This is a genomic window from Nonomuraea sp. PA05 (assembly GCF_008086045.1).
Taxonomy (GTDB): domain Bacteria; phylum Actinomycetota; class Actinomycetes; order Streptosporangiales; family Streptosporangiaceae; genus Nonomuraea; species Nonomuraea monospora.
In genome coordinates this window covers 55,526-77,751 of record NZ_VSEY01000041.1, presented here as the reverse complement: position 1 = coordinate 77,751, position 22,226 = coordinate 55,526, and the positions used below count along the sequence as shown (strand labels likewise).

General features: G+C 67.3%; 20 protein-coding genes. 13 read left to right on the top strand and 7 right to left on the bottom strand.

What is annotated here, in order from left to right; genetic code table 11:
* Window positions 1-123: 123 nt before the first annotated feature.
* A complete protein-coding gene (locus FXF51_RS46300) occupies window positions 124-1,491 on the top strand; it encodes a pentapeptide repeat-containing protein (RefSeq protein ID WP_187414947.1) in 1,368 nt (455 codons plus the stop codon).
* 35 nt (window positions 1,492-1,526) lie between these two features.
* Here the strand turns inward: FXF51_RS46300 and FXF51_RS46295 are convergent, their stop codons facing one another.
* Window positions 1,527-3,215: a hypothetical protein gene (locus FXF51_RS46295; protein WP_148441185.1), complete on the bottom strand. Its 1,689-nt coding sequence runs from the start codon at window positions 3,213-3,215 to the stop codon at window positions 1,527-1,529.
* A gap of 90 nt (window positions 3,216-3,305) precedes the next feature.
* A complete protein-coding gene (locus tag FXF51_RS46290; RefSeq protein ID WP_148441184.1) occupies window positions 3,306-3,503 on the bottom strand; it encodes a hypothetical protein in 198 nt (65 codons plus the stop codon).
* Between the two features lie 132 nt (window positions 3,504-3,635).
* On the opposite strand from FXF51_RS46290, the gene fxsT reads away from it, so the two are divergent.
* Window positions 3,636-6,140, top strand: coding sequence for an FxSxx-COOH system tetratricopeptide repeat protein (fxsT, locus tag FXF51_RS46285; protein ID WP_148441183.1), 2,505 nt, complete (start codon window positions 3,636-3,638; stop codon window positions 6,138-6,140).
* Here the strand turns inward: fxsT and FXF51_RS46280 are convergent.
* Window positions 6,137-7,429: an HEXXH motif domain-containing protein gene (locus FXF51_RS46280; protein ID WP_148441182.1), complete on the bottom strand. Its 1,293-nt coding sequence runs from the start codon at window positions 7,427-7,429 to the stop codon at window positions 6,137-6,139. The two genes, fxsT and FXF51_RS46280, sit on opposite strands and share 4 nt — an antisense overlap.
* Before the next feature lie 540 nt (window positions 7,430-7,969).
* On the opposite strand from FXF51_RS46280, the gene FXF51_RS46275 reads away from it, so the two are divergent.
* Window positions 7,970-8,743 carry a transposase family protein gene (locus FXF51_RS46275; protein WP_148441181.1) on the top strand — a complete coding sequence of 258 codons (774 nt, stop codon included), beginning with the start codon at window positions 7,970-7,972 and terminating at the stop codon, window positions 8,741-8,743.
* 94 nt (window positions 8,744-8,837) lie between these two features.
* Here the strand turns inward: FXF51_RS46275 and FXF51_RS46270 are convergent, their stop codons facing one another.
* Entirely contained in the window at window positions 8,838-9,620 is a 783-nt protein-coding gene (locus tag FXF51_RS46270; RefSeq protein WP_148441180.1) for an SDR family oxidoreductase, read from the bottom strand.
* Between the two features lie 128 nt (window positions 9,621-9,748).
* Here FXF51_RS46270 and FXF51_RS46265 point away from each other — a divergent pair, with 128 nt between their 5' ends.
* The 8 genes from FXF51_RS46265 to FXF51_RS46225 all read left to right on the top strand — a co-directional run bounded on the left by FXF51_RS46265 (window position 9,749) and on the right by FXF51_RS46225 (window position 17,897).
* Window positions 9,749-10,174, top strand: coding sequence for a hypothetical protein (locus FXF51_RS46265; protein ID WP_148441179.1), 426 nt, complete (start codon window positions 9,749-9,751; stop codon window positions 10,172-10,174).
* Window positions 10,175-10,186: 12 nt separating this feature from the next.
* Complete coding sequence (locus FXF51_RS46260; RefSeq protein ID WP_222871776.1) at window positions 10,187-11,596, top strand: sensor histidine kinase; 1,410 nt, start codon at window positions 10,187-10,189, stop codon at window positions 11,594-11,596.
* The gene (locus tag FXF51_RS46255; protein WP_148441178.1) at window positions 11,593-12,255 is read left to right on the top strand and encodes a response regulator transcription factor; all 663 of its coding nucleotides are present in this window, start codon (window positions 11,593-11,595) and stop codon (window positions 12,253-12,255) included. Before FXF51_RS46260 ends, FXF51_RS46255 begins: the two co-directional genes overlap by 4 nt.
* An 88-nt stretch (window positions 12,256-12,343) precedes the next feature.
* Window positions 12,344-12,883: a DUF4956 domain-containing protein gene (locus tag FXF51_RS46250; RefSeq protein ID WP_148441223.1), complete on the top strand. Its 540-nt coding sequence runs from the start codon at window positions 12,344-12,346 to the stop codon at window positions 12,881-12,883.
* The gene (locus FXF51_RS46245; RefSeq protein WP_148441177.1) at window positions 12,880-13,839 is read left to right on the top strand and encodes a polyphosphate polymerase domain-containing protein; all 960 of its coding nucleotides are present in this window, start codon (window positions 12,880-12,882) and stop codon (window positions 13,837-13,839) included. The genes FXF51_RS46250 and FXF51_RS46245 overlap by 4 nt, the downstream gene beginning before the upstream one ends.
* Window positions 13,815-14,867 (top strand): DUF6891 domain-containing protein, encoded by a 1,053-nt coding sequence (locus FXF51_RS46240; RefSeq protein ID WP_148441176.1) that lies wholly within the window; start codon window positions 13,815-13,817, stop codon window positions 14,865-14,867. The genes FXF51_RS46245 and FXF51_RS46240 overlap by 25 nt, the downstream gene beginning before the upstream one ends.
* Before the next feature lie 298 nt (window positions 14,868-15,165).
* Window positions 15,166-15,792, top strand: coding sequence for a hypothetical protein (locus FXF51_RS61330; protein ID WP_187414946.1), 627 nt, complete (start codon window positions 15,166-15,168; stop codon window positions 15,790-15,792).
* Window positions 15,774-17,897, top strand: a complete 2,124-nt coding sequence (locus FXF51_RS46225) for a transglycosylase domain-containing protein (protein ID WP_148441173.1) — start codon at window positions 15,774-15,776, stop codon at window positions 17,895-17,897. The genes FXF51_RS61330 and FXF51_RS46225 overlap by 19 nt, the downstream gene beginning before the upstream one ends.
* 115 nt (window positions 17,898-18,012) lie before the next feature.
* On the opposite strand, the gene FXF51_RS46220 is transcribed toward FXF51_RS46225, so the two are convergent.
* Both FXF51_RS46220 and FXF51_RS61325 read right to left on the bottom strand, forming a co-directional pair.
* Entirely contained in the window at window positions 18,013-19,215 is a 1,203-nt protein-coding gene (locus FXF51_RS46220; protein WP_148441172.1) for an MFS transporter, read from the bottom strand.
* On the bottom strand, window positions 19,212-19,352 hold the full coding sequence (locus tag FXF51_RS61325) for a hypothetical protein (protein ID WP_187414945.1): 141 nt from the start codon (window positions 19,350-19,352) through the stop codon (window positions 19,212-19,214). The genes FXF51_RS46220 and FXF51_RS61325 overlap by 4 nt, the downstream gene beginning before the upstream one ends.
* Before the next feature lie 89 nt (window positions 19,353-19,441).
* On the opposite strand from FXF51_RS61325, the gene FXF51_RS46215 reads away from it, so the two are divergent.
* Complete coding sequence (locus tag FXF51_RS46215) at window positions 19,442-20,032, top strand: helix-turn-helix domain-containing protein (protein ID WP_148441171.1); 591 nt, start codon at window positions 19,442-19,444, stop codon at window positions 20,030-20,032.
* Between the two features lie 107 nt (window positions 20,033-20,139).
* Entirely contained in the window at window positions 20,140-20,706 is a 567-nt protein-coding gene (locus FXF51_RS46210) for a DUF6879 family protein (protein WP_148441170.1), read from the top strand.
* Between the two features lie 295 nt (window positions 20,707-21,001).
* Here the strand turns inward: FXF51_RS46210 and FXF51_RS46200 are convergent, their stop codons facing one another.
* Window positions 21,002-22,225 (bottom strand): acyl-CoA dehydrogenase family protein, encoded by a 1,224-nt coding sequence (locus FXF51_RS46200; protein ID WP_148441169.1) that lies wholly within the window; start codon window positions 22,223-22,225, stop codon window positions 21,002-21,004.
* Window position 22,226: the final 1 nt, after the last annotated feature.

The following is a 22,226-nucleotide window of genomic DNA, read 5'->3' as shown; positions in this document are numbered from 1 at the left end:
CTTGGAAAGTCCGCGCCCTTCTCGGCTGGGGCGGCTGGTCCTGTCCGCGGAATAATCCGCAGAGTCAGACTGATATGTACAGGTTTTCGCCCTTGGCGACAGGAAGCCTTTATGGTGCCTCTCGTGGAGAACAAAGCAAATGTTGCTGTCCGTTCCAGTATGGGGAGAAAGATGCGGCTGGGGGTGATGGTGCTGGTCTGCTGCGCGGCAGTAGCCGCAGCGTCGATCCTCTTGTTCGGGCCGCTGACCGACATGATCGCTTCACACGACGTACAGAATGTCGCCAAGGCCGAACAGCCCAAGGAGTTACGGATCGCGCGGGATGCCGCGCGCGGGCGAATCGTTCAGGTGATCCTGGGGATTCTGGGCATTGGCGGTTTCGTTTATACAGCTCGAAACTTCACACTGGCCAGGCAGCAGAGCGAGCTGAACAGGCGCACTCTGGAACTGGCCACGCTGCAGGTGCACGAGCAGGTGGAAACCACCCGGCGGTCACTTACGCAGAATGAGAGCGCACAGATGACCGACCGGTTCATGAGAGCGATCGACCAGTTGGGCAGTGAGGCGTCTGATATCCGGCTCGGCGGCATTCACTCGCTGGAACGAATAGCGCACGACTCTCCTCGTGATCACCCGGCAGTCATGGAGGCGCTGACGGCCTTCGTGCGACGAGTCTCGAAGACGCGGTCGGAGGAAGTACCACAGGATCTACAGGCAGCCGTGACGACGCTGGTGCGCAGAATCCCGGAGTCTGACCGAGGACGTCTGAATCTGCGTGGCGCTCATCTGAACGGATTGGACCTGATCGATGCGAACCTGGTCCGAGCCGACCTCACCGGAGCCAGTCTCGCCGGAGCGGACCTGAGCAGGGCCGACTTGAACGAGGCCACGCTGGCCAATGCCGACCTGAGCAGGACAACATTGTGCGCAGCGCGCATGGGCGGAGCTAAGCTCACCCAGGCCGTTCTTCGGGAGGCCGATCTGTCTGCCGCCGGTCTGGTGAAGGCGGAGATCACGGACGCTGATCTGAGCGATGCGTGCCTGCGGGAGGCCGACCTGAGTGGCACGAAGGCGGAGCGAGCAAGATTCACCGGGGCAGATGTCACGGAGGCCAGCCTGGTCGGTGCTCATTTGACTGGAGCCGATTTCACCGGAGCGATCCTGGAGGACAGCAGGCTGGGCGCAACCACGTTGAACAAGGCAGTGCTGTCCGGTGTCCGCGCTGATCGTGCGGTGTTCGCCGCAGCCGTTCTGACAGACGCGGTGATCAGCGCCGCGTGCTTGGCCGGGACAGATTTGAGTGATTGCCGGCTGGACAACGCCAATCTTTCTGGTGCCCGACTCGCGGGAGCACTTATGCACGGTGTTGATCTGACCAAGGCCAAACTTGTGGGGTTGGATCTCACCGGAGCGATTGCGACGGTCACCACTTGCCTGCCGTCCGGTTGGCAGCGTGAACCGGACAGCGGCCTGATCCGCCGCATTTTCTGAGCTTGTCACACGGGGTCAGCGTATGGTTCGGCGCTTCAAGAGGAGCGATCGCTCACCTCGCCCATGATGCGGTTGTACAGAATTCGCGCCTCATCGTCCTCGGCCACTGTCATGACAGTGCGCAAAATGCTGAGTGCCGCCATGTGCTGCCCCGCCTGTGCCAGTGCTCTGGCAAGCTCGATCTTGATGGATGTGTCCACCGGCAGGCGAGCCGCTGCTGCTCGCAATTGGCCCTGCGCGGCAGCGACATCTCCGCGGGCGAGAGAGATCCGGCCGATGGCCGCGAGCATGACTCCGACCGCGGCCTTGTCCTGCTGTGTCTCCAACAGGACGAGCACCCGCTGGTAGGCGTCCTGGGCCTTACTCAGGTCCCCGCGGGCGTAGAAAATATTGCCGAGTATGGTGTGCGCACCGATCTGGGTCCGCATGTCCTGAGTCGCAGCGGCGGCTTGCCGTACGTGCCTCTCGGCTCTGACTTGATCACCATCCACGAGAGCGTCAACGGCGGCATACAAGCGGTCGGTCGGCAACATGTTCGTGGGAACGATGGCGCCCGCTCGTTGTCCGAGCTGTCCGAGAGGTTCCAGCAGCCGATCGCTGCCCACCGTGTAGACACGTGCCCCATCTGTGACTCGCACTTGCAGGACCGACCGGTTCACCAGCGCTCTCATCAGCGAATTGGGCATGCCTGCCGTCTCTGCCAAGCCCTCGGTCAGCATCTGCGCCGCCCCGAAAGGCGAGACGAAGGTGGTGGTCAACCAAGAGCACAAGCGGATGGGGTCGTAGCCGAAACCCGTTGCCACTTCTTGAATGGCGGACCGCAACGCCTCTTGCAGAGCATCGTTCGCCGCCACGTGCTGTGTCTCGGTGAGTGACCTCTCATGCTTCGGCCATGCCTGCCACATATGGGCACAGACTGCTTGCAGGTGCCATGGGTGCACAGTCGACAAGCGCCGCTCCGAACGCACTCTGCCGGCCTGGTCAACAATCCTTACCGTGGTCAGGTCTTCTACCAGTGCCTCCGCCACGTTGGGTGAGACGTTGCGGTCAGTGGTGTCCCGCACAGGATCCCGGATGGCTTCTACAGCTGCGTGCGGAGACAGGCCGGTCAGCTCGAACAGGGCGATGTCCGGTATCAATTGCTCGATCTCGGCCCGAAGAGCGTTGAGGCGATCATCGCGAACGCACAGCAGCAGATGGATGTGCTGGGCGCTGGCCAAGGCGTGAAGGAGTTCGCGCCGCTCGTCGCCCCGGTCGCCGAGGTACATGTCTTCGATGTGGTCAATGCAGGCGAAGACGGGCTTTGACCTGTGTTGAATCTGTCGCAGGAATTGGCCGATGCCCAAGGGTGGCAGCGGCCTTTCCGGTGCCCAGCTCCTGAGCAACGTGCGAGCCAGTGGATTCTGTGACGGTACTGAGGCTTCCGGAAATGGCGGCCCACCCGCCACTCTGCCCACCGGAAGGACATGCGCGCCGAGTCTCTGCATGCGAGGCATGACCCCGCTGTGCAGCAGGGAAGACTTCCCCGTCCCCGGCGCACCGTGCAGCACCGTCAACGTCCTCGTACGCCATAGCTCGGAAGTGCGAGTGGATTCCTGATCCCGGCCTTCGAACAGCAGTTCTTCAGACTGTCGATAAGGGCGCATGCCGGGAAACGGGCAAATAGCGCTACTGGCCGTCATATTATTCACGGCCATAGCCGATACCTTGGCGATGAGGGACACCGTAGCAACGATAGAGGAACTTCATCGTCCGGCGCCCGCCCCGCCTTGTCGGCGAAGCGGCCTGAGATGTACGGAGCGCATCCGCGTACGTCATGGTGACTCATCCGAGCGGGCAGGCTCACCGGGGGGATCGCCGCCGAAGAGCGGCTCTGCCGGGTCAGCATCGGCCGCCAGGATACGGGTGACAATCCGATCCAGACAAAGTGGCCCCATCGCCTCAATTTCGGACAAGAGTGAATTGCTCAAATCGATGATTTCGGTCTCGACGTCGCGCTGAGAGTGCGCCATCGTGGCCTCTGCCCCCTTCCTGTGCCCCGACAATCATCATCGACAGGTGCCGTCGTGGCTACTGTCTCCCTTGCTCAAAAACGTTGGCTTCCATGTTTAGGATGACTGTGTGCTGAGTTTTTTGGAGCAGACATGACCGAGATACGGCGCAAACCTCACGTCTGGGGACGAATCCCCCCGCGCAACAAAGACTTCACTGGGCGAGAGCAGCTTCTGGAGCGGCTTCTGCTCGGCGTTAGCGGCGGCGTGACCGCGGTGCTGCCAACTGCGCTCCATGGACTCGGTGGGGTAGGAAAGACGCAGATCGCTGCTGAATTTGCACATCGACACAAAACGGACTATGACGTCGTTTGGTGGATTCCATCCGATCAGCCGATGCTCGTCCCCTCTTCTATCGCTAGGCTCGCGCCTCATCTCGGGCTGCCCAAGGCCAACGAGATCGGTGTGGCCGAAGCTGCGGAGAGTGTGATCGAGGCGTTGCGCAAGGGGGAGCCGTACGACCAGTGGCTTCTCATCTTCGACAACGCGCACGACCCGGAGTCGATCATGGAGTACGTCCCTGATGGACCGGGCGGCGTCCTGATCACTTCGCGCAACTTCGCATGGGACGGCGTCGTCGACACACTGACCGTGGACGTGTTCTCCCGTGAGGAGAGCCGTCAGTTCCTCGACCGGCGTGTCCCGGGCATCGGAGGCAGCGAGGCCGACGCTCTGGCAGAGGCGCTTGGTGACTTGCCGCTGGCCCTGGACCAGGCCGGCGCCCTGCAATCCGAGACGGGCATGCCGGTGCGGGAATACCTCACGCTTCTTCGCGATCAGACCGGCAAGCTTTTGGCCGAGGGCCGGCCGATGGAATATGACGTGCCGTTGACGGCCACATGGGCCCTGTCGGTTTCGACCTTGCGCGAGGAGCAGCCCGACGCGGTCGAGTTGCTGCACCTGCTGGCCTTCTTCGGTGCCGACCCCATCCCCCGGGACGTACTCAGCACAGGCCGGGGCACGGTCGATTCACCCTTGTCCGACATCCTCGACGATCCTCTCCAGTTCAGCAGAGCGGTTCAGGCGCTCGGTCGCTACGCACTCGTCCAGATCGACAGGGAAAATCAGACGATCCTCGTCCATCGCTTGGTTCAGGCCCTGCTGCGGGAGGATGTCAGCGAGAGCGAACGGGAGCGATTCCGCCACAACGTGCAGCGGCTCCTGGCCGCAGCAGTGCCGCTCCAGCCGGACGACACCGCCACTTGGCCGACGTTCGCACGACTGATGCCGCATCTCGGGCCGGCGCAGATGGCGCAGTCGTCCGACCCCACCGTCCGGCCGCTGATGCACAATGTGGTTCGTTACCTGTACCAGTCCGGTAACGCGCCCGGTGCTCTCGCCCTCGCAAGAGAGTGCGTGGCCGCTTGGAAGGCCAATCCTGGATCCACCTCGCGTGAGCTGTGCACCATGCAGCGGCACCTCAGCATTTCGCTGCGGTTCGTGGGCCGCTACAAGGAGGCGTTCGAAGTGGGCTCGCAAGCCCTCGCTGAGGCCGAGCGCTCGCTTGGCGCCGAGGACGAGGAGACGCTGCGCCTGACGAACAACCACTGCACGGACCTGCGGGCCCTGGGGCTGTTCGCCGATTCGTTCGCACTTAGTTCGTCGGCAGCGGAGCGGCATCGAGCCGCCTTCGGCGACGAGGACGAACGCACCCTCCGGATGCGGACCAGTCTGGCACTCGACCTCACGCTCACCAGCAGGTATGAAGAGGCCGAGCGACTGCTCAAGCGCGTCTACAGCGCACTACGCGATCTCTACGGCTCTCCTAACCATCCCACGGCTCAGATTGTCATGAACAACCTGGTCCGGGTCATCAGATTGCGCGGTGACTATGCCGAGGCACGCGAGCTCGGAGAGGATGTCTACGCGGTCGGTGTGGCGACGCTCGGTGCCGATCACCCGACCACGCTGAGGGCCGCCAGCGACCTGGCCATCGCCATGCGCAAGGCCGAAGGGGGCAGCAGCGAGGTCCTGCACTACTCCGAGGATCTCGTTCAGCGCTATCGGCGTCTCATGGGAGATCAGCACCCCGACAAGCTCGCCGCCGACATGGCCTTGGTCAACGCCTACCGTGAGGCAAGACGCATTCCTGACGCCGTATCCGCCGCCGAGCTCATCACTTTGGCCTATGCCCAGGTGTACGGCTCGGATCATCCCTACACGCATGGCTGCCGCCACAACCTGGCACTGTTGATCAGGCTGTCAGGCGATCATGGGAAGTCATGTGAGCTGCATGAATTCGTCGTCTCTCGGCTGACGGAGTTGCTGGGTCCCGGTCATCACTACACTCTGACCGCCTTGCTCGGCTACGTCAGTGACTTGGCATCGCTCGGGCAATGGGACAAGGCTGTCGTCCTCGGTGAGGAGGCTCTGGCGGACCTGCGGCAGCTGCTCGGAGCTGATCACCCCATGACGCTGGGATGCATGGCCAACCTCGCGCTCGACATGTCCAAGCTAGGCAGGACGGAGAAGGCCGTCTCCCTGAGGGGCGATGTGCTGACCCGTCTCCAGCAACGGCTGGGTGAGGGGCATCCGACAGTTGTCGCGGTGGGCAATGGCGAACGACTGGACTTCGACTTCGACGCGCCCCCGATCTAAGGGCGTTCGCTTCCGTGCGGCCATCGTGGGTTCGTGGTGTCGAAGTCATGTTGATGCCGCGCGGCGGCGGCCCGCGCGAGTTCGACGGCGGCGATAGGCACCTCCTCTTCGGCGAATGCATGCAGCCTCTGCAACATGCCGTCCATGAATCGGCGCCCGATCGGCGTGAGGGCCGCGCTTTCGCAGATCACATGCGCGGTCTTCGCTGCGGCGTCGCGCCACCGGGCGAACTCGGCATGTGCCACGACGCTGTCATCGACAAGGCGCTGTCGCCGCCAAAAGTCGGCGACACCGAGATGGGCGTAGGTTCCGTGAAGAAGACCGGACAGGGGGCGAGGGTCGTGGCGCCACGGCGCGTAGTACCGCGCCTCGGGATCCGGCTCGATCAGATCCACTAGGTAGAGAAGTACGGTGAGCTTGGCGTGCTGGATTTCGTGAGCCAGGGCCGCGGCCAGAGTCCGGGCACATGAGGGACGAGCCAGCGCGACGCACCCGAAGGTCGTGCGTGAAGTGCCGCTCGCCGCCCAGCCGGCGCGCGACATGGGGGTTATGGCTGAGATCATGGACATGATCTCGTCAGCCGTCGAGATGTGGCCGTCGCGCAATATCGTCCACGCGTCCTGCAACAACCTTCGCCACTGCAGGACTTCGGCGTCGGTCAGCCGTGTGGCCAATTGGGGCCCGGCTGGGAAGCGATATGGATCGAGATCGTCCAACGTCAGGTGAAGAACGCCGTGCGGATGCTCGGCCACGATGCGACGAAGTCCCAGCCACCCATCGGCGTCGCACGTGGAGTCGGCGGGAATTTCGATGCGTGATCGGCGGGAGATGACCGCGCCGTTGGACGATGTGATGCGTATCAGACAGGCTTTCGAGCCGATTTCCGCGGCGCCGAGAGAGGGAAACACGACGGTTCTTGCCTGCTGGGACAAGCGGGTTTCGAAAGGAAGCCCTGCCCGTATCGCGGCTGTGGCGGCCAGGACGGCCATCTGCGTGGTTTCCGGAGTGCCTTCCCCTTGGCGTAAAGCTCCCATCGTCGCCAATGCCCAACCGCCAACGGCGGGATACCGTAGAAGGGCGTCGACATGTTCGGGTGCTGTCTCGTGCATTCGCGCCAGTTCCTCGAACGATCTCCTGACCTCCGCAGACCCGGCCATGTCCGCGACTACCTTGATGAGTACTAAATGACGATCGCGGGCCGCGGCCGATAGGAAACGGCCAGCCGACAACCCTCCTTGGCCGCCTGCTAGAGCGTCGAACAGCTGATGCGGAATCACGAGTCGATCCACGAAGAGAACCCCGCTTCATCCATCGGCTGTAAGGGATCGATTCCTCCCTCGTTCCGCCGACAACTATGCCATGATGAGTGAGATCGTCATATGGCGGCCGAGTCTCATCCAGGCCATATCGCGGTCTCCGTACTCGGTTCACTCGCGGAAATACTTAGTCGTTTTAGTGTGGTCTTTGAGGTGCTGGAGCCCGCTGACTGCCGGCTTCTTCGCAAGTCACCTTGGCGAAGAACGGCGCGACGGGAAGAGCGGTCAGCAGTGCGACGACGGCAGCGAGACCGTCGCGGCCGCTGCAGGCGGACCGGTCTGTCGCCACTTTGTTCGGCCCTGGGTAACGGCTCATGGTGCAACCCGGCGGATCCAGGCCCTACTGGTGCCGACATGTCAACTGCTTCGCAACACTGAACCTTTTTCAGGCTCCGCGGCGGCTGCCCTGGTCACAGCGTGATCGCGATGCCGGTGTTCGGCCGGTGACATGAAGAAGCTCCTGGTAGACGGGTTGATCACCACAATCCACACCGTCGCAACCAGGAGCTTCAGGTGTTGTTCTACCGTGCTGCCGTCGATTTGTCGCCTCAGACGCTGAAGTACGTCGCCGGGATGATCCGGCGCCACCGTAAGGCGATCGGGTCGCTCTGGCGGCGGCTCAACCCCGCCCGGCAGGCGTTGCTGGTGCTGGTCTACCTGCGCAAGGGCGAGACGTTCACCGAGCTCGGGGCAGGGTTCGGGGTGTCGACGGCGACCGCGTGGCGGTATGTGGAAGAGACGGTTGCGCTGCTGTCGGCCCGCTCGCCCAAGCTCGGCCAGGCGCTGCGTCAGGCCAAGCGGGACGGGCTGCACTACCTGGTGCTGGACGGCACGCTGATTCACATCGACCGGATCGCCGCTGACCGGCCCTACTTCTCCGGCAAGCACCGCGTGCACGGGATGAACGTGCAGGTCCTCGCCTCGCCGGACGGGACGATCCTGTGGACCTCCGGCGCGCTGCCGGGCAAGGCCCACGATCTGAGCGCCGCCCGCATCTGGGGCATCCTGCGCGCGCTCGAACGGGCGGGCATCATCACCCTGGCCGACAAGGCGTATCAAGGTGCCGAAGGCCCGGTCCGCACCCCATACAAAGGCAAGAACAAGCCCAACTCCCAGAAGCAGGCCAACCGCGCCCACGCCCGCCTTCGCGGACCCGGCGAGCGCGCGAATGCGCAGTTGAAGAGCTGGAAGATCCTCCGCAAGCTACGCTGCAGCCCGAGCAAGGCCGGCCACCTCTGCAAGGCCATCGCCGTCCTCCAGAACCACCGCGTTGCTCAGGCGTCCTGAGGATGAAAAGAGGTCACTGCCTGGCGCCGGTCGGTATCGGCAGACATGGCTTGGTACAGCTCTGGCGTGCGCACTGCGTTGGCGCGGCGGTGGATCAGGGCTGGAGGGAGGCGACGAACTGCGACATGCCGGCCAGCCAGCGGTCGGGGTCCTCGGCCTTGCGGCGGGCGTACTCGGCGACCTCGGGGTGCGGGAAGATGTGGAAACGCTCGGCGGCCAGCCCCTCGACGACCGCTGCCGCCACGTCCGCCGGATCCAGGATCTCGCCGGACGCGCGTACCGCCTTGGCCGTCAGGTGGTCGGTGTCGATGCCGTGCTCCAGCATCGCCGTCTGGACGCCTTGCGGGCACAGGACGCTGACCTTCACGCCCTGGTGGGCGTAGTGGATGGCGACCCACTCGGCGAACGCGACCGCCGCCGCCTTCGACACCGCGTACGGGGCGTCGCCAGGGCAACTGATCAGGCCCGCGGCCGAGCAGGTGTTGAGCAGGTAGCCGCCGCCCCTGGCCACCATGGAGGGGACGACGGCGCGGGCGGCGTACACGTGGGCCATGACGTTCACCGCGAGCAGGCTGCTCCACTCCTGGGCGGGGGCGTCGAGGCCGTGGCCGCCGATGATGCCGGCGTTGGAGCAGAACAGGTCAACGGGGCCGAACGGGGTGTCGGCGAGTGCGGCCACCTCGGGTTCCGAGGCGACGTCCACGCGTTTCGCGACGGCTCGGGGGCCGATCTCCTTGGCGACCGCGGCGGCGCCTGCCTCGTCGAGGTCGGCCACCACCACGCCGGTGGCGCCTTCTTCGGCGAATCTGAGGGCGAGAGCGCGTCCGATGCCGCTGGCGGCTCCTGTGACGACGACGACCTTGTCCCGTACCAGCATGTGCGCTCTCCGTTCTCGCCCGTCACTCCTAGAACATGATTCTACTTTGCGTGCTGGCCGCTCACCAGATGAGAGGCTTCTCATCTGGGCCTCAGCGTGGTCTCCTCGAAGGCCGTCAGGGTCGAGCCATGAAACATCGAGGAACGGTGATTCTCCTGGCCCTTCTGGCGGCGGGGGCCGGGGCCATGTCGGTGGGGCTGGTGCGGGCGGCCGACGAGGAGCTCGACCTGGGAGGCCCCGTCGTGGTCTCGCCGTCGTCCTCGCCGGGCGGCGCCAACGCGTCCAGGGCCGTGCGGGGGGACGAAGGCGCGTCCGAGCCCGTACGGACCGATGACGGCGCCTCCGGGCCCGTGCGGACGGATGAGGCAGGCGCGTCGGAGCCGTCGCGGACAGGGGAGGCGAGCGCGGCCAAGAGCGGGGAGCCGGTCAGGAGTGAACGGCCGACGCCGCGCAAGGCGAAGGCGGAGCCGGTCCAGCCGCCCTCTCCCCGGCCCGGAGGTGGCGGCGGCGACGATGACGACGATGATGGTGGCGACGATGACGGCGACGACTGATGGAGAGATCGCATGCGGCTGAGCGCCCGTGCCCGGATCGTGGGCTGGATGCTCGTCGTCGTCGGAATCGCCCTGACCGTCGCCGTCTCCGTGACCTGGTCCACCCTGCTCACCCGCCTCGACCACCGGATGGACCTGGAGCTGGGCAACGAGGTCGAGAAGCTCCGGCTGTACGCGGAGAAGGCGTACGAGCCCAAGTCGGGGCAGCCGCTGGTCGACGTCGAGGATCTGCTGATCGGATACCTCCAGCTCAACGCGCCCGACCGGTGGGAGACCTTCTTCAGCATCCTCGACGGCAAGGCGCACAAGATCACCGCGATCCCGCCGCCCGTGCGCCTCGACACCGACGAGAAGCTGGTCGCCCGGATGGCCACGGCGACCCGCGTCGAACGCCACGAGATGGAGACCAGCAAGGGAACGGTCCACTACGCGGTGATCCCCGTGAGCGTGTCAGGAGACTCGCGGCGCGGGCACTTCGTCGTGGCGCACTTCTACGACCTCAACCGCGACGACATCGTCGACGCGGTGGGCGTGCTCGGGCTGTCCGCGCTGGCGGCGATGGGGCTGGCGGGAGCGGCCGGGTGGTTCGTGGCGGGGCAGGTCCTGGCGCCGGTGCGGCTCGTCCGGCAGACGGCGGAGCAGATCAGCGACTCCAGCGATCTGACCCGCCGCCTCGACGTGCCGGGCGACGACGACGTGGCGGCGCTGGCCTCCACGTTCAACCACATGCTCGACCGGCTCGAACAGGCCTTCGTCGTGCAGCGCCACTTCATGGACGACGCCGGTCACGAGCTGCGCACGCCGATCACGGTCATCCGGGGCCACCTGGAGCTGATGAGCGACGACCCCGACGACCGCGCCGAGACGCTCGCCCTGGTCACAGACGAGCTCGACCGGATGAACCGGATCGTCGACGACCTCCTCACCCTCGCCAAGGCGGAGCAGCCGGGGTTCCTGGCGCTGGACAACGTCGAGCTGGCCGATCTCACGGTCAGCGTGGTCGCCAAGGCCCGCGCGCTGGGCGTCCGGCAGTGGCGGGTCGACGACGTGGCCGAGGCGCGCCTGCCCGCCGACCGCCACCGCCTCACGCAGGCGCTCATGCAGCTCGTGGCGAACGCGGTGCGCCACACCGCCGACGGCGACCTGATCGCCGTCGGCTCCGCCGTGCGTGACGGGCGGGTCGAGCTGTGGGTACGCGACAGCGGCCCGGGGGTCGCGCCGGCCGAACGGGAGCGGATCTTCGGACGGTTCGTCCGCGGCGCCGGGCGCACCGGGGCCCATGACGGGGCGGGGCTCGGCCTGGCCATCGTCAGGTCCATCGCCCAGGCACACGGAGGCACGGTGAAGGTGACGGAGGCCCCAGGGGGAGGGGCCTGTTTCGTCATGTCTCTTCCGCTGTGGGAGCTGTGGAGGCTGAATTGAACCGGATTCTGATCGCCGAGGACGAGGCCAGGATCGCCTCGTTCGTGGAGAAGGGGCTGCGCGCCAACGGCTTCGTGACCGCGGTGGTGGGCGACGGGGTGGCGGCCTACGACCTGGCAGGCGCGGGCGGGTTCGACCTGCTCATCCTGGACATCGGGCTGCCGCTGAGCGACGGGTTCACGGTCCTGCGGCGGTTGCGGGAGTCGATGGTGACCATCCCTGTGATCATCTTGACGGCGCGTGACAGCGTGAGCGACACGGTGGCGGGGCTGGAGGGCGGCGCCGACGACTACATCGCCAAGCCCTTCGCCTTCGAGGAGCTCCTGGCCAGGGTGCGGCTGCGGCTGCGCGCCGACCGCACGCCCGAGGTGACCGTGCTGCGGGTGGCCGATCTGTCGCTCGATCTGCGGACGCGGCGGGTCTACGTGGGCGACCGGGCGGTGGACCTGTCCACCAGGGAGTTCGCCCTGGCGGAGATCTTCTGCCGCCATCCCGACCAGGTGCTGACGCGCGAGCAGCTGCTCAGCCACGTGTGGGGGTTCGACTTCGACCCCGGCTCCAACGTGGTGGACGTCTACGTCCGCTACCTGCGCCGCAAGATCGGCGCCGACCGGATCGAGACCGTCCGCGGCACCGGCTACCGCATGAGAGTCGCCTAATCGTCAGCTCACCACCGCTTCACCCCCCACTACCAAGCTGTTCATCAGGAACACTGCGGAAGGAGCGGTTGTGATCACAGGGTTGGCGATGGATCTGGGGGCGATCGTGCTGCTCGCCTACGGCCTCTACTACCGGCGCCACCACCGGCGTGACCTGCTGTTCGCCTACGTGGCGCTCAACGTGGGCATCTTCGCGGTCGTGTCGCTGCTGCTGGTCCAGCGAGTCGACATCGCCGTCGGGTTCGGGCTGTTCGGCGTGCTGTCCATCATCCGGCTGCGGTCCAGCGAGATCACCCAGCAGGAGATCGCCTACTACTTCGTGGCGATCGTGCTGGGCCTGGTCAACGGCATCGCCGCCGCCTGGCCGCTGACGGCGCTGCTGCTGAACGGGGTGCTGCTGGCGGTGATGTACGTCGCCGACCACCCCGGCCTGCTGGGGCGCACCAGGCACCAGGTGGTGACGCTGGACGTGGTGCACGCCGACCCGGAGGCGCTGCGGGTGGATCTGGAGAGCCGGTTGCGGGCGCGGGTGTTGCAGTGCGAGGTCACGCAGGTGGACTACGTACGGGATGTCACGGTGGTGGACGTCCGCTACGTGGCGCCGAACACCAGGGTCGGTGTGCGGTGAGGCGGTCTGGCGGGATCGAGGGGGCGTCGACGGCCGAGCCGTATGCGGACGCGCTGCTCGCGGGGGTCGCCGCCGCGATGCCGCCGATCGGGCTGGAGGACGTGCCGGAGCTGATGAGCCGGGTCGACTGCAAGTACATCGTCACCGCCTCCACCATGGCGCGGCTCGCGGCGGAGCTCGGCGACCGCTTCCTCGCGCTGCGCATCGGCGGGCGGCGGCAGTTCCGCTACAGCTCCACCTACTTCGACACCCCCGGCCTGCTCACCTACCACCAGCACCGCCAGGACCGGCGGCGCAGGTTCAAGCTCCGCACGCGTACCTACCTCGACGGGGGCGGCCAGTGGCTGGAGCTCAAGCTCAGCGGCGCGCGCGGCAGCACCGACAAGCACCGCATCCCCTACGACGGCGTGCCGGGCCACACGCTCACGAACCAGGCGCTCGACTTCGTCCGCGACACGCTGCTCGGCGAGCTGCGCCTCATCGCGCCGGAGACGCTGGAGCCGGTGCTGGCCACCGACTACAAGCGGGTCACGCTCATCGACTGCTCCGGCACGGCGCGGCTGACCTGCGACACAGGGCTGCTGTTCCGCGACGGGCGGCGCAGCACCGCGGCCCGGGGGGATCTGGTGCTACTGGAGTCGAAGTCGGTGGACGGCAAGGCGCTGGTCGACAAGGTGCTGCGAGGGCTGGGGGCGCGGCCGGTGAGCGTCAGCAAGTACTGCCTCGCGGTCGCCGCCCTGCGCGATCTGCCCGCCAACCGGTGGCATCCGGTGTTGCAGCGCTACCTCATGCACCGGCCGGCGCCCCGGCGGTCGGGGGCGCGCGGGCACTGGTCAGGCGCCATGGCCGCGGATCGAGGCGCTGACGGGCGGAGCGCCGCCTCCGCCGAGCGGCGGCGGAATGCCGGAGGGGGGTGGCATAGTGATCGGCCATGGATGTCGCCAGGTGGCTGCTGATCGACGAATCCGTACGCGACGGGATCACGGAGCAGATCCACCTCGCGGTGGCCGCGGGGCGTCACGACTTCGAGCGGGTGGTCCGCGGCGTGGCCGAGACCTGGATGACCGAGGTAGACGACAAGAGCCTGCTGGACGAGGCGATCAGGGATGTCGCGGCCGAGGAGTTCGCGGGGCATCTCGCCGCTCAGGACGGGTGGCCCGCGGAGACGGACAACGATCGGCTGAGCCTGGCGATGGCGGAGCTGTCGATGGCGGGCATCCTGGCCAGGGAGCACTACACCTGCTGCATGACGTGCGGGCTCGCGGAGATCAGGGCGGAGATCAGCGAGTTGTCCGGGGTGCGGGGTTACGTCTTCTACCACGAGCAGGACGCTGAGCGGGCGGTGATGGGCGGAGGCGTCTACCTCGCGTTCGGGCCCGGCGATCTCGAAGGCGAGGGGGACGCCTCGCCGGACGGGGGCATCGGAGACTTGCCGGATGGGGGCATCGAGGACTCGCCGGACGGGAGCATCGAGGACTCGCCGGACGGGAGCATCGGGGAGGAGATCGTCGCCGTGCTGCGGCGGCGGGGGCTGCGGGTGGAGTGGGACGGGGACGACGGGCAGCGCATCCACGTGCACGTGAACTGGCGGCGGCGGCGCTTCGGACCGCTGGCGGAGCATCCGGAGATGGGCGGGCGGGGGGAGCCCGAGGCCGGGTTGCGGGTCAGGTTCTGTGACCCTACGTGGGTTGTGCGGGACGAGCCGGTGGTTCTGTCCGCGCGGGAGAGCCGGGACCTGCTGCTGTGGCTCACTCCGCGTGACGGGAATTTCGCCTGCTATGAGGGGGAGTCGGGGGAGGTTCTGCAGTTCATGTGGAGGGGTGGGGTGCGGCTCTGGGCGGAGACGCCGGATGTGGCTGCGCGGCGGTCGTATGGGCGGTATGTGACCCTTGATGAGGGGTTGGCGATGATCGCGGTTCTCGCGGAGGGAGATCGGATCGGGCTGGGGGATTCGGGGGACTTGGAGACGGTTTTCTGGTCATAGTGGAAGATCCGATCGCGGGTTTGGCGTAGGGTGCGGCGATTGACACGTTTATGGCTAACCGCTATCTATGGGCTGGTCGTTGGGGGAGGGGCGTAACGCGCTGTGCTGCTTCCTCCGTCTGCCGAGGGTCTCGTGGATTACGTCGCCGGATGAGTGAGCTAAGGATCTGTGAGTAACAGCAGCGGGTATGGGCCGGAGCCGACCGGGCGCGGGCGTGAAGGTGAGGGGTGGTCCGAGGGGGCGGGGCGGCCGGGGAGGCGGCGTCGCTCGTCCCGGGAAGGGGCGTCCGGCTCCTCTCGTGACCCTCGTGACCCTCGCGATGTCGGTGGGGCGCCGCGTGCTGGATCGCCGCGTGCTGGATTGCCGCGTGCTGGATCGCCGGGTGCTGGAACGGCGGGTGCTGGAACGGCGGGTGCTGGAACGGCGGGTGTGCCGGGTGCGGGGGCGGCGGGTCGTGGTGGAGGCCATGAGGATGCTGCGGCGGCGCAGTCACGGGCTGGGCGGCGCAGGAGCGGGGCCGAGGGGGTCGGTGAGCCGGGCGGGCGCTCCAGGTCGCGGAGGGCCGGCGAGCGGGGGCGTAGTGGGCAGGGTTCAGGAGAGCCCGGTGGAGTTCGTGGCCCAGGGGGCGCGGGCGGGTTCGCCGAAGGTGGTGGAGACGGCGGCGGGCGTTCGCCGGGTGACGGTTCGGGGCATGCAAGCGCCGGGCGTGGCGGTGCGGGGCGTGGCGGTGCGGGGCGTGATGGGGCGGGGCATGACGGCTCTGGGCGTGGATGTGCTGGGCGTGGCGGTGCGGGGCGTGATGGGGCAGGGCGTGATGGGGCAGGGCGTGACGGCTCTGGGCGTGGAAGTGCTGGGCGTGGGGGCTCGGGGCGTGAGGGTTGGAAGCGCTTCATCCCTAACTGGAAGATGGTGGTCGTCGGCCTGACGGTCCTGGTCGCGGGCCTGTTCGGCATGATCATGGTGGCGTACGCCAACACGCCGCTGCCCTCGGGCACCCAGCAGGAGGCCACCGAGCAGGGCAGCATCATCTACTACCGCGACGGCAAGACCGAGATCGCAAGGCTGGGCACCAAGCGCGAGATCGTCCCCATCTCCAAGATCCCGCGCCCCGTCCAGGACGCGTTCATCGCCGTCGAGAACCGTACGTTCCGCACGGATCCCGGCATCTCGGTGTCGGGCATCATGCGTGCGGTGTGGAGCACGGTGAGCGGCCAGCAGGTGCAGGGCGGTTCGACGATCACGCAGGAGATGGCGCGAGGGTACTACGACGGCCTGAGCCAGGAGCGGACGCTGAAGCGGAAGATCATGGAGATCTTCGTGTCCATCCGCGCCGGCCAGGAGCTGTCGAAGGACGAGATCATGGCCATCTACCTCAACACGATCTACTTCGGCCGCGGCGCGAACGGCATCCAGGCCGCCGCCCAGGCGTTCTTCGACAAGGACGTGGACAAGCTGACGCCCGCCGAGGGCGCGTACCTGGCGGGCCGGATCCAGAGCCCCGACGCCTTCGACAAGGCGGAGGCCGCGAAGAACTTCGCGCCGACGCGGGAGCGGTTCGACTACGCCATCCGCGGCATGGCGATCGTCGACCCGGCCAAGTACGGCGAGCTGGCCACGACGGCGAAGTTCCCCAAGCTGGCCAGGCTCGACAAGAAGGAGACGCTCAAGGGCATCAACGGCTACATGGTCGACATCGTCCAGCGGGAGCTGGAGCAGCGCGGGATCAGCAGGGAGCGACTGCGCAAAGAGGGTTACCGCGTCACGACGACGTTCGACAAGAAGCTGATGCAGGCCGCGAAGAAGACGGTCGAGAGCAACCTCGCCGCCGTCAACGACAAGAACATCCACGCCAACCTGGGCGCCGTGGACCCGCGCAACGGCCAGGTGCTCGCCTTCTACAGCGGCCACGACTACCTCAAGAGCTTCACCAACAACGCCTTCGACGCCAACAAGCAGGCCGCGTCGGCCTTCAAGCCGTATGTGCTGGCCGCCTGGCTGGAGAGGGGCTACAGCCTCAGGAGCCTCGTGTCCGGCGACGGGCCGGTGACGCTGCCGGGCACCAAGCCGATCCGCAACTCGCACGACGTGGGCGCGGCCGTGCCGATCGACCGGGCCACCGCCGAGTCGGTGAACACGGCGTTCGCCACGATGGCGCAGGAGGTCGGGCTGGAGGCCGTCGCGAAGATCGCCGAGGGCGCCGGGATCGACAAGAAGGACCTGGAGCTGGCCATCCAGGACCACGCCTACGGCATGTCCATCGGCGCAGGCCTGGTCACCCCCGTCGAGCAGGCCACCGGGTACGGCATCTTCGCCAACGGCGGCGTCCACCACGACGCGCACGTGGTCCTCTCGGTCAAGGCGTTCACCGGCAGGACCGTCATGAAGGAGGCAGCCGCGTCCAGGACGGTCATCAGCCCGGACACCGCCGCCGACACCACCTACGCGATGCAGCAGGTGGTCAAGTCCGGTACCGCCCGGGGCACCGCGCTGCCCGGCGGGCGGCCGATCGCCGGTAAGACCGGCACCAACAACGAGAACAAGGAAGCCTGGTTCGTCGGCTACACCCCGCAGCTCTCCACGGCCGTCGGGATGTACAAGGAAGTGCCGCAGATCGACCCGAAGACGAAGAAGGCGCGTAAGGACCCGAACGGGTTCGTGCTGAAGAAGGAGGTGTCTCTGGGGAACATCCAGGGGGCCGGGACGCCTACCAAGATCTGGCGCGACTTCATGGCGATCTCGATGGACGGCAAGCCGGTCGAGGAGTTCCCTGCGCCTGCGTTCGGTGGTGACCCGCACGACCTGGTGCAGAAGCCGGAGCCCAAGCCGACCGAGGATCCGTCCGAGAGCCCTGGCGATGACTTCGGCCAGGACCCGGACTGCGATCGGGATCCGGCGGCCTGCGGCGGTCCTGAGACCGGTGAGGATGATCCTTTCGGGGGTGGGGATGATGAGACGCCGGACGATGACGGTGGTGATCCCGATGGCACCACGACGATCGACGATGGCGGCCAGCCGTCCACGGGCGGGTAGACGGCCGTTCAGGGGCGGGGCAGGCGGCCGTTCGCGGGCGGGGTAGGCGGCCTCCTCCTGCGTGCGAGTGTCCGGGTGGCTCTCTGCTCCCTGCGGCGAGTGACTGGGCGGCCTCCTACGTCCAACGCGAGTGACTAGGGCGGCGGCGTGACAGTACGCGGTCGAGCAGGACGGGCACCGTCGTGAGCGCCGCCAGGCCCGCGCCGAGCCACGGCACGCCCTGGACCCCGCCGTCGGCGTCGAGCACGACGGCGGCGAACGCCGGAACGAGGCTGATCCCGAGCTGGAAGGCGGAGACGGTGGTGGCTCCGGCGAGCGTGGGCGCCTCGCTCGCGATGGAGAACACCCGCCCGTAGATCGCCGGGTTCAGCACGAACCCGGCGATCCCCAGCAGGAGCACGAGGGGCACGACGGCGGTCGCGTGCCTGGCGAACGTCCCGAGCAGGACGGAGCAGGCCAGGATGCCGAGGGCGCCGGCCAGGAGCGCATGGGTGGGCAGCCGGTCGGCGACCCTGCCGCCGATGGACAGCCCCACGAACGCCCCGACGCCGAACAACGTCAGGACCGCGGGGATCCAGACCGCGGGCATGTCGGTGACGTCGGTGAGGAGCGCCGAGAGGTAGTTGAAGGTGATCATGTACGCGGCCGTGCTGAGGAGGGTGGCGGCGTACACGGTCCAGAGCTGGGGGCGTCGCATGGTGCGGAGCTCGTCCCGCACGCTGGTCCCGCCGCGCGCGCGGGTGGCGGGCAGCGCCACTAGCGTCAGGAACGCGCCGGCGGCAGTGAGGGCGGCCACTGCCCAGAAGCCGCCGCGCCAGCCCGTGAAGTAGCTGATCAGCGTGCCGGCCGGGCCGCCGGCCACCATCGCGAGGCTGAGGCCGCTGACGACGACGCCCGAGGCGCGCGCCGCCCGGTCCGGCGGGACCAGGCTGATCGCGGTGACGGCGGCGACCGCCCAGAACCCGGCGTAGGCGAGACCGGAGAGGAAGCGCGTCGCCAGGAGCACCGCGTAGCTGTCGGTCAGGACGCCTGCCACCACGCAGGCGGCGAAGATCACCTGGGTGGTCACAAGAGTCGTGCGCCGTGGCCAGCGGAGGGTCAGGATGGCCAGGGGTGGGCCGCCGATGACTACGGCGGCGGCGAACGCTGAGATCAGCGCGCCGGCTGAGGAGAGGGATATGCGTAGATCGGCAGCGATGGTGGGGAGGACGCCGGCGAGCAGGAACTCTGCGCTGCCCATCGCGAACAGGCTCAAGGAGAGCAGGTAGACGCCCAGGGGGAGTCTGCCGCGTGTGCTCCGGAGGGTGGCGGCGCTCATCGGCGCTCACCCGCCGGGACGGTGCCGCGCTGGTCGCGCACCGCGCGGTTGAAGTGCGACGGCCCGTTCCAGGAGCGGCCCACGCACCCCGGACCGACGATCCCCACGACATCATGCCTGTTCATCGCCTTGTTCACGGCGAGATAGTGCGACCGCCGTGGCTAGGATGACAACTCTCGTTGCTGTTTTCGCAACAGCGGCAGTCTCCCGGAGAGCGAGGAACGGCATGGTGGCAACGAACTTGGCCGAGACGCTGGCGCAGGTCGGCCCGCGGCTCAGGCGCATCCGTACGCAACGGGAGGTGAGCCTGTCGGCGCTGTCGGAGGCCACCGGCATCTCCAAGAGCACGCTGTCCAGGCTGGAGTCGGGCCAGCGCCGTCCCAGCCTGGAGCTTCTTCTGCCGATCGCGCAGGCGCATCAGGTGCCGCTCGACGAGCTGGTCGGCGCGCCGGACGTCGGCGACCCGCGCATCCGCTGCAAGCCCGTGGTCCGCAACGGCCGGACCGTGATCCCCCTGACCACCCAGCCGGGGCCGCTCCAGGCGTGGAAGTCGATCATTCCCGCCGAGCAGAACCAGCCGCGGCCGATCACGCATGAGGGTTATGAGTGGATGTACGTGCTTTCGGGGCGCGTGCGGCTCGTCGTGGCCGATCACGATCTGGTCCTGGGGCCGGGGGAGGCCGCGGAGTTCGACACCCGGCTGCCGCACTGGTTCGGGCCGGCCGGGGATTCTCCGGTGGAGGTGCTCAATCTCTTCGGCCGGCAGGGGGAGCGCATGCACGTGCGGGCCAAGCCGCGAGAACGCGCGGGGAATTGATGGGATTGGTACGACTCGCCCGTGCTGACCTGGGGAAACTCGACTCCGCGTCGTCATGGTGATAGGCAGGGATCGTGCTTGAGCGCATTCATGAGGTACCGGGCGTCATGCTGAGTGCGGATGAGTATCTCGACGACTTCTGGCCGACTTTCCGCCAGCTCGATGACGTGTTCTGGAAGCTCGAACGCATCCAGAGCTTCCGGGGCGAGCCGAGCTGGGTGGCGATGGTGGAAGGCGACTGGGACCGTTCGCTCAAGCTCGTGGACGACGGGTGCGGGCCGGTGCGGGAGCGCGAGCGCCCGGCCAAGCGCATCAGACGGCGGCGCATCAGGATCGTCGAGCAGCCGGTCACGCCCTACCTGCAGTGGGAGATGCACCTGCTGGCGCTGAAGGTCGCGAGCGTGGAGCAGGTGCGGGTGCTCGACGCGGGCGAGGTGGCCGAGATCGAGATCGACCGGCGGCTGCCTGAGCTGGTCGTGCTCGGGACGGTGGCGATGTACGAGGTGACGTACGACGAATCGGGCACGCACAGCGGGGCGCGGCGGATCGACGATCGGGAAGTGATCTCGGCGTGCCAGGGAGAGCTGGACAAGCTGTTCGAGCGGGGGGAGGAGTTGCGGCCCTACTACGAGCGGGAGATCCTGCCGCTGCCTGCTCCCCGGGTGAGCGTCTGAACGGTGGGGCGGGCTGTCAGGACCTGCAGTTTCACTGGTTCGAGGAAGTGGCCCTCGGGGTTGAGTGCCAGGAGGGCGCCGGTGATGTCGCGTTCGAAGGCGGGGCGGCGGGGGCCGAGGAGGTTGTGCGGGCTTGGGCTGGGCTGCGGGCCGAGGTAGTGGTGCTGGACGTCTTCGATGGCGGGCCTGTGGTCACCAGCCGAAGCGTCCGAGATCGGGCCGGTTGCCTGGGTGACGTGCCGTGCGCGTAGGAGCCGATCTCCGCCGCTCCTACGCGCAGAACAAGCCCCTCACCTCACAGCGGAAGCCCTCCGGTGGCAGAGCTGGTGGAACCGGTCGCCTGGTAGGCGGCGATCGTCCGCTCAGCGATCCGCATCTGATGAATCTCATCGGCCCCATCAGCGAACCGAGCCCACCGAGCATGCTGGAACATGTTCGCCAGCGGCGTGTCCGTCGAGTAGCCAAGGGCCCCGTGCACCTGAATGGCCCGGTCCACGATCCGGTTGAGGCTGTTGGCCACGAAGTGCTTGGCCATCGACACCTCCGTACGGAAGTCCTCGCCCTTGTCGATCTTGGACGCGGCGTGCAGCACCATCAGCTTGCACTGGTACAACTCCATGGCCGAGTCGGCGATCAGCCACTGGATCCCCTGCTTCTCCGCCAGCACGGACCCATGGCTGTACCGGTTGAGCGCGCGATCGACCATCATGTCCAGCGCCGTCTCCGCCTGTGAGATCCACCGCATGCAGTGGGCGAGCCGGGCGGGCCCGAGGCGGTACTGGCCGAGGCGGTGGCCGTTGCCGCGGCCGCCGAGGATGGCGCTGGAGGGGACGCGCAGGTCCTTGATGACGATCTCGCTGTGGCCGGTGGAGCCGTGCATGGTCTCCACCTCGCGCACGTCGTTCCAGCCCGGGTTGGGCAGGTCGACGAGGAAGGCGGTGTTGGCGCCGCGTGAGCCCTCGGGGACGTCCGGTTCGGTGCGGGCGATGAGGATGGCGAAGTTGGCGCGGCGGGCGTTGGAGATGAACCATTTGTGGCCGTTGATGACCCACTCGTCGCCGTCCTGGACGGCTTCCGTGCGGATGAGGGTGGGGTCGGAACCGGCGACCTCGGGTTCGGTCATGGCGAAGCAGGACATCTTGGCGCCGTCGAGGAGCGGGCGGAGGTACTTCTCCTTCTGCTCGTCGGTGGCCCAGTGCAGGAGGGTGTGCATGTTGCCCTCGTCCGGGGCCTGGCAGTTGAGTACCCAGGGCCCGATGCGGGTCTTGGCGGCCTCCGACTGCACCATCGCCAGCTCCACGTGGCCCAGGCCCATGCCGCCCCACTCCTTCGGCATGTGGGGCAGCCACAATCCCTCCGCCTTGGCCTGGGAGCGCAGCTGGAAGATCGTGCGGAGGTACTGGTCGCGGTCGCCCTCCTGCACCTCCTCCATGGCGGGCATGACGGTGCCCTGGATGAAGGAACGGATCCGCTTGCGGATCTCCTCGTGCTCGGGGGCGAGGGTGAAATCGATTGCCATG

Coding starts and splice junctions, on each gene's coding strand:
- FXF51_RS46290 (WP_148441184.1), bottom strand. CDS start 3,503: ATGGCGCACTCTCAGCGCGACGTCGAGACCGAAATCATCGATTTGAGC.
- fxsT (WP_148441183.1), top strand. CDS start 3,636: ATGACCGAGATACGGCGCAAACCTCACGTCTGGGGACGAATCCCCCCG.
- FXF51_RS46270 (WP_148441180.1), bottom strand. CDS start 9,620: ATGCTGGTACGGGACAAGGTCGTCGTCGTCACAGGAGCCGCCAGCGGC.
- FXF51_RS46265 (WP_148441179.1), top strand. CDS start 9,749: ATGAAACATCGAGGAACGGTGATTCTCCTGGCCCTTCTGGCGGCGGGG.
- FXF51_RS46260 (WP_222871776.1), top strand. CDS start 10,187: ATGCGGCTGAGCGCCCGTGCCCGGATCGTGGGCTGGATGCTCGTCGTC.
- FXF51_RS46250 (WP_148441223.1), top strand. CDS start 12,344: ATGGATCTGGGGGCGATCGTGCTGCTCGCCTACGGCCTCTACTACCGG.
- FXF51_RS46240 (WP_148441176.1), top strand. CDS start 13,815: ATGGATGTCGCCAGGTGGCTGCTGATCGACGAATCCGTACGCGACGGG.
- FXF51_RS46225 (WP_148441173.1), top strand. CDS start 15,774: ATGGTGGTCGTCGGCCTGACGGTCCTGGTCGCGGGCCTGTTCGGCATG.
- FXF51_RS46220 (WP_148441172.1), bottom strand. CDS start 19,215: ATGAGCGCCGCCACCCTCCGGAGCACACGCGGCAGACTCCCCCTGGGC.
- FXF51_RS46215 (WP_148441171.1), top strand. CDS start 19,442: ATGGTGGCAACGAACTTGGCCGAGACGCTGGCGCAGGTCGGCCCGCGG.
- FXF51_RS46210 (WP_148441170.1), top strand. CDS start 20,140: ATGCTGAGTGCGGATGAGTATCTCGACGACTTCTGGCCGACTTTCCGC.
- FXF51_RS46200 (WP_148441169.1), bottom strand. CDS start 22,225: ATGGCAATCGATTTCACCCTCGCCCCCGAGCACGAGGAGATCCGCAAG.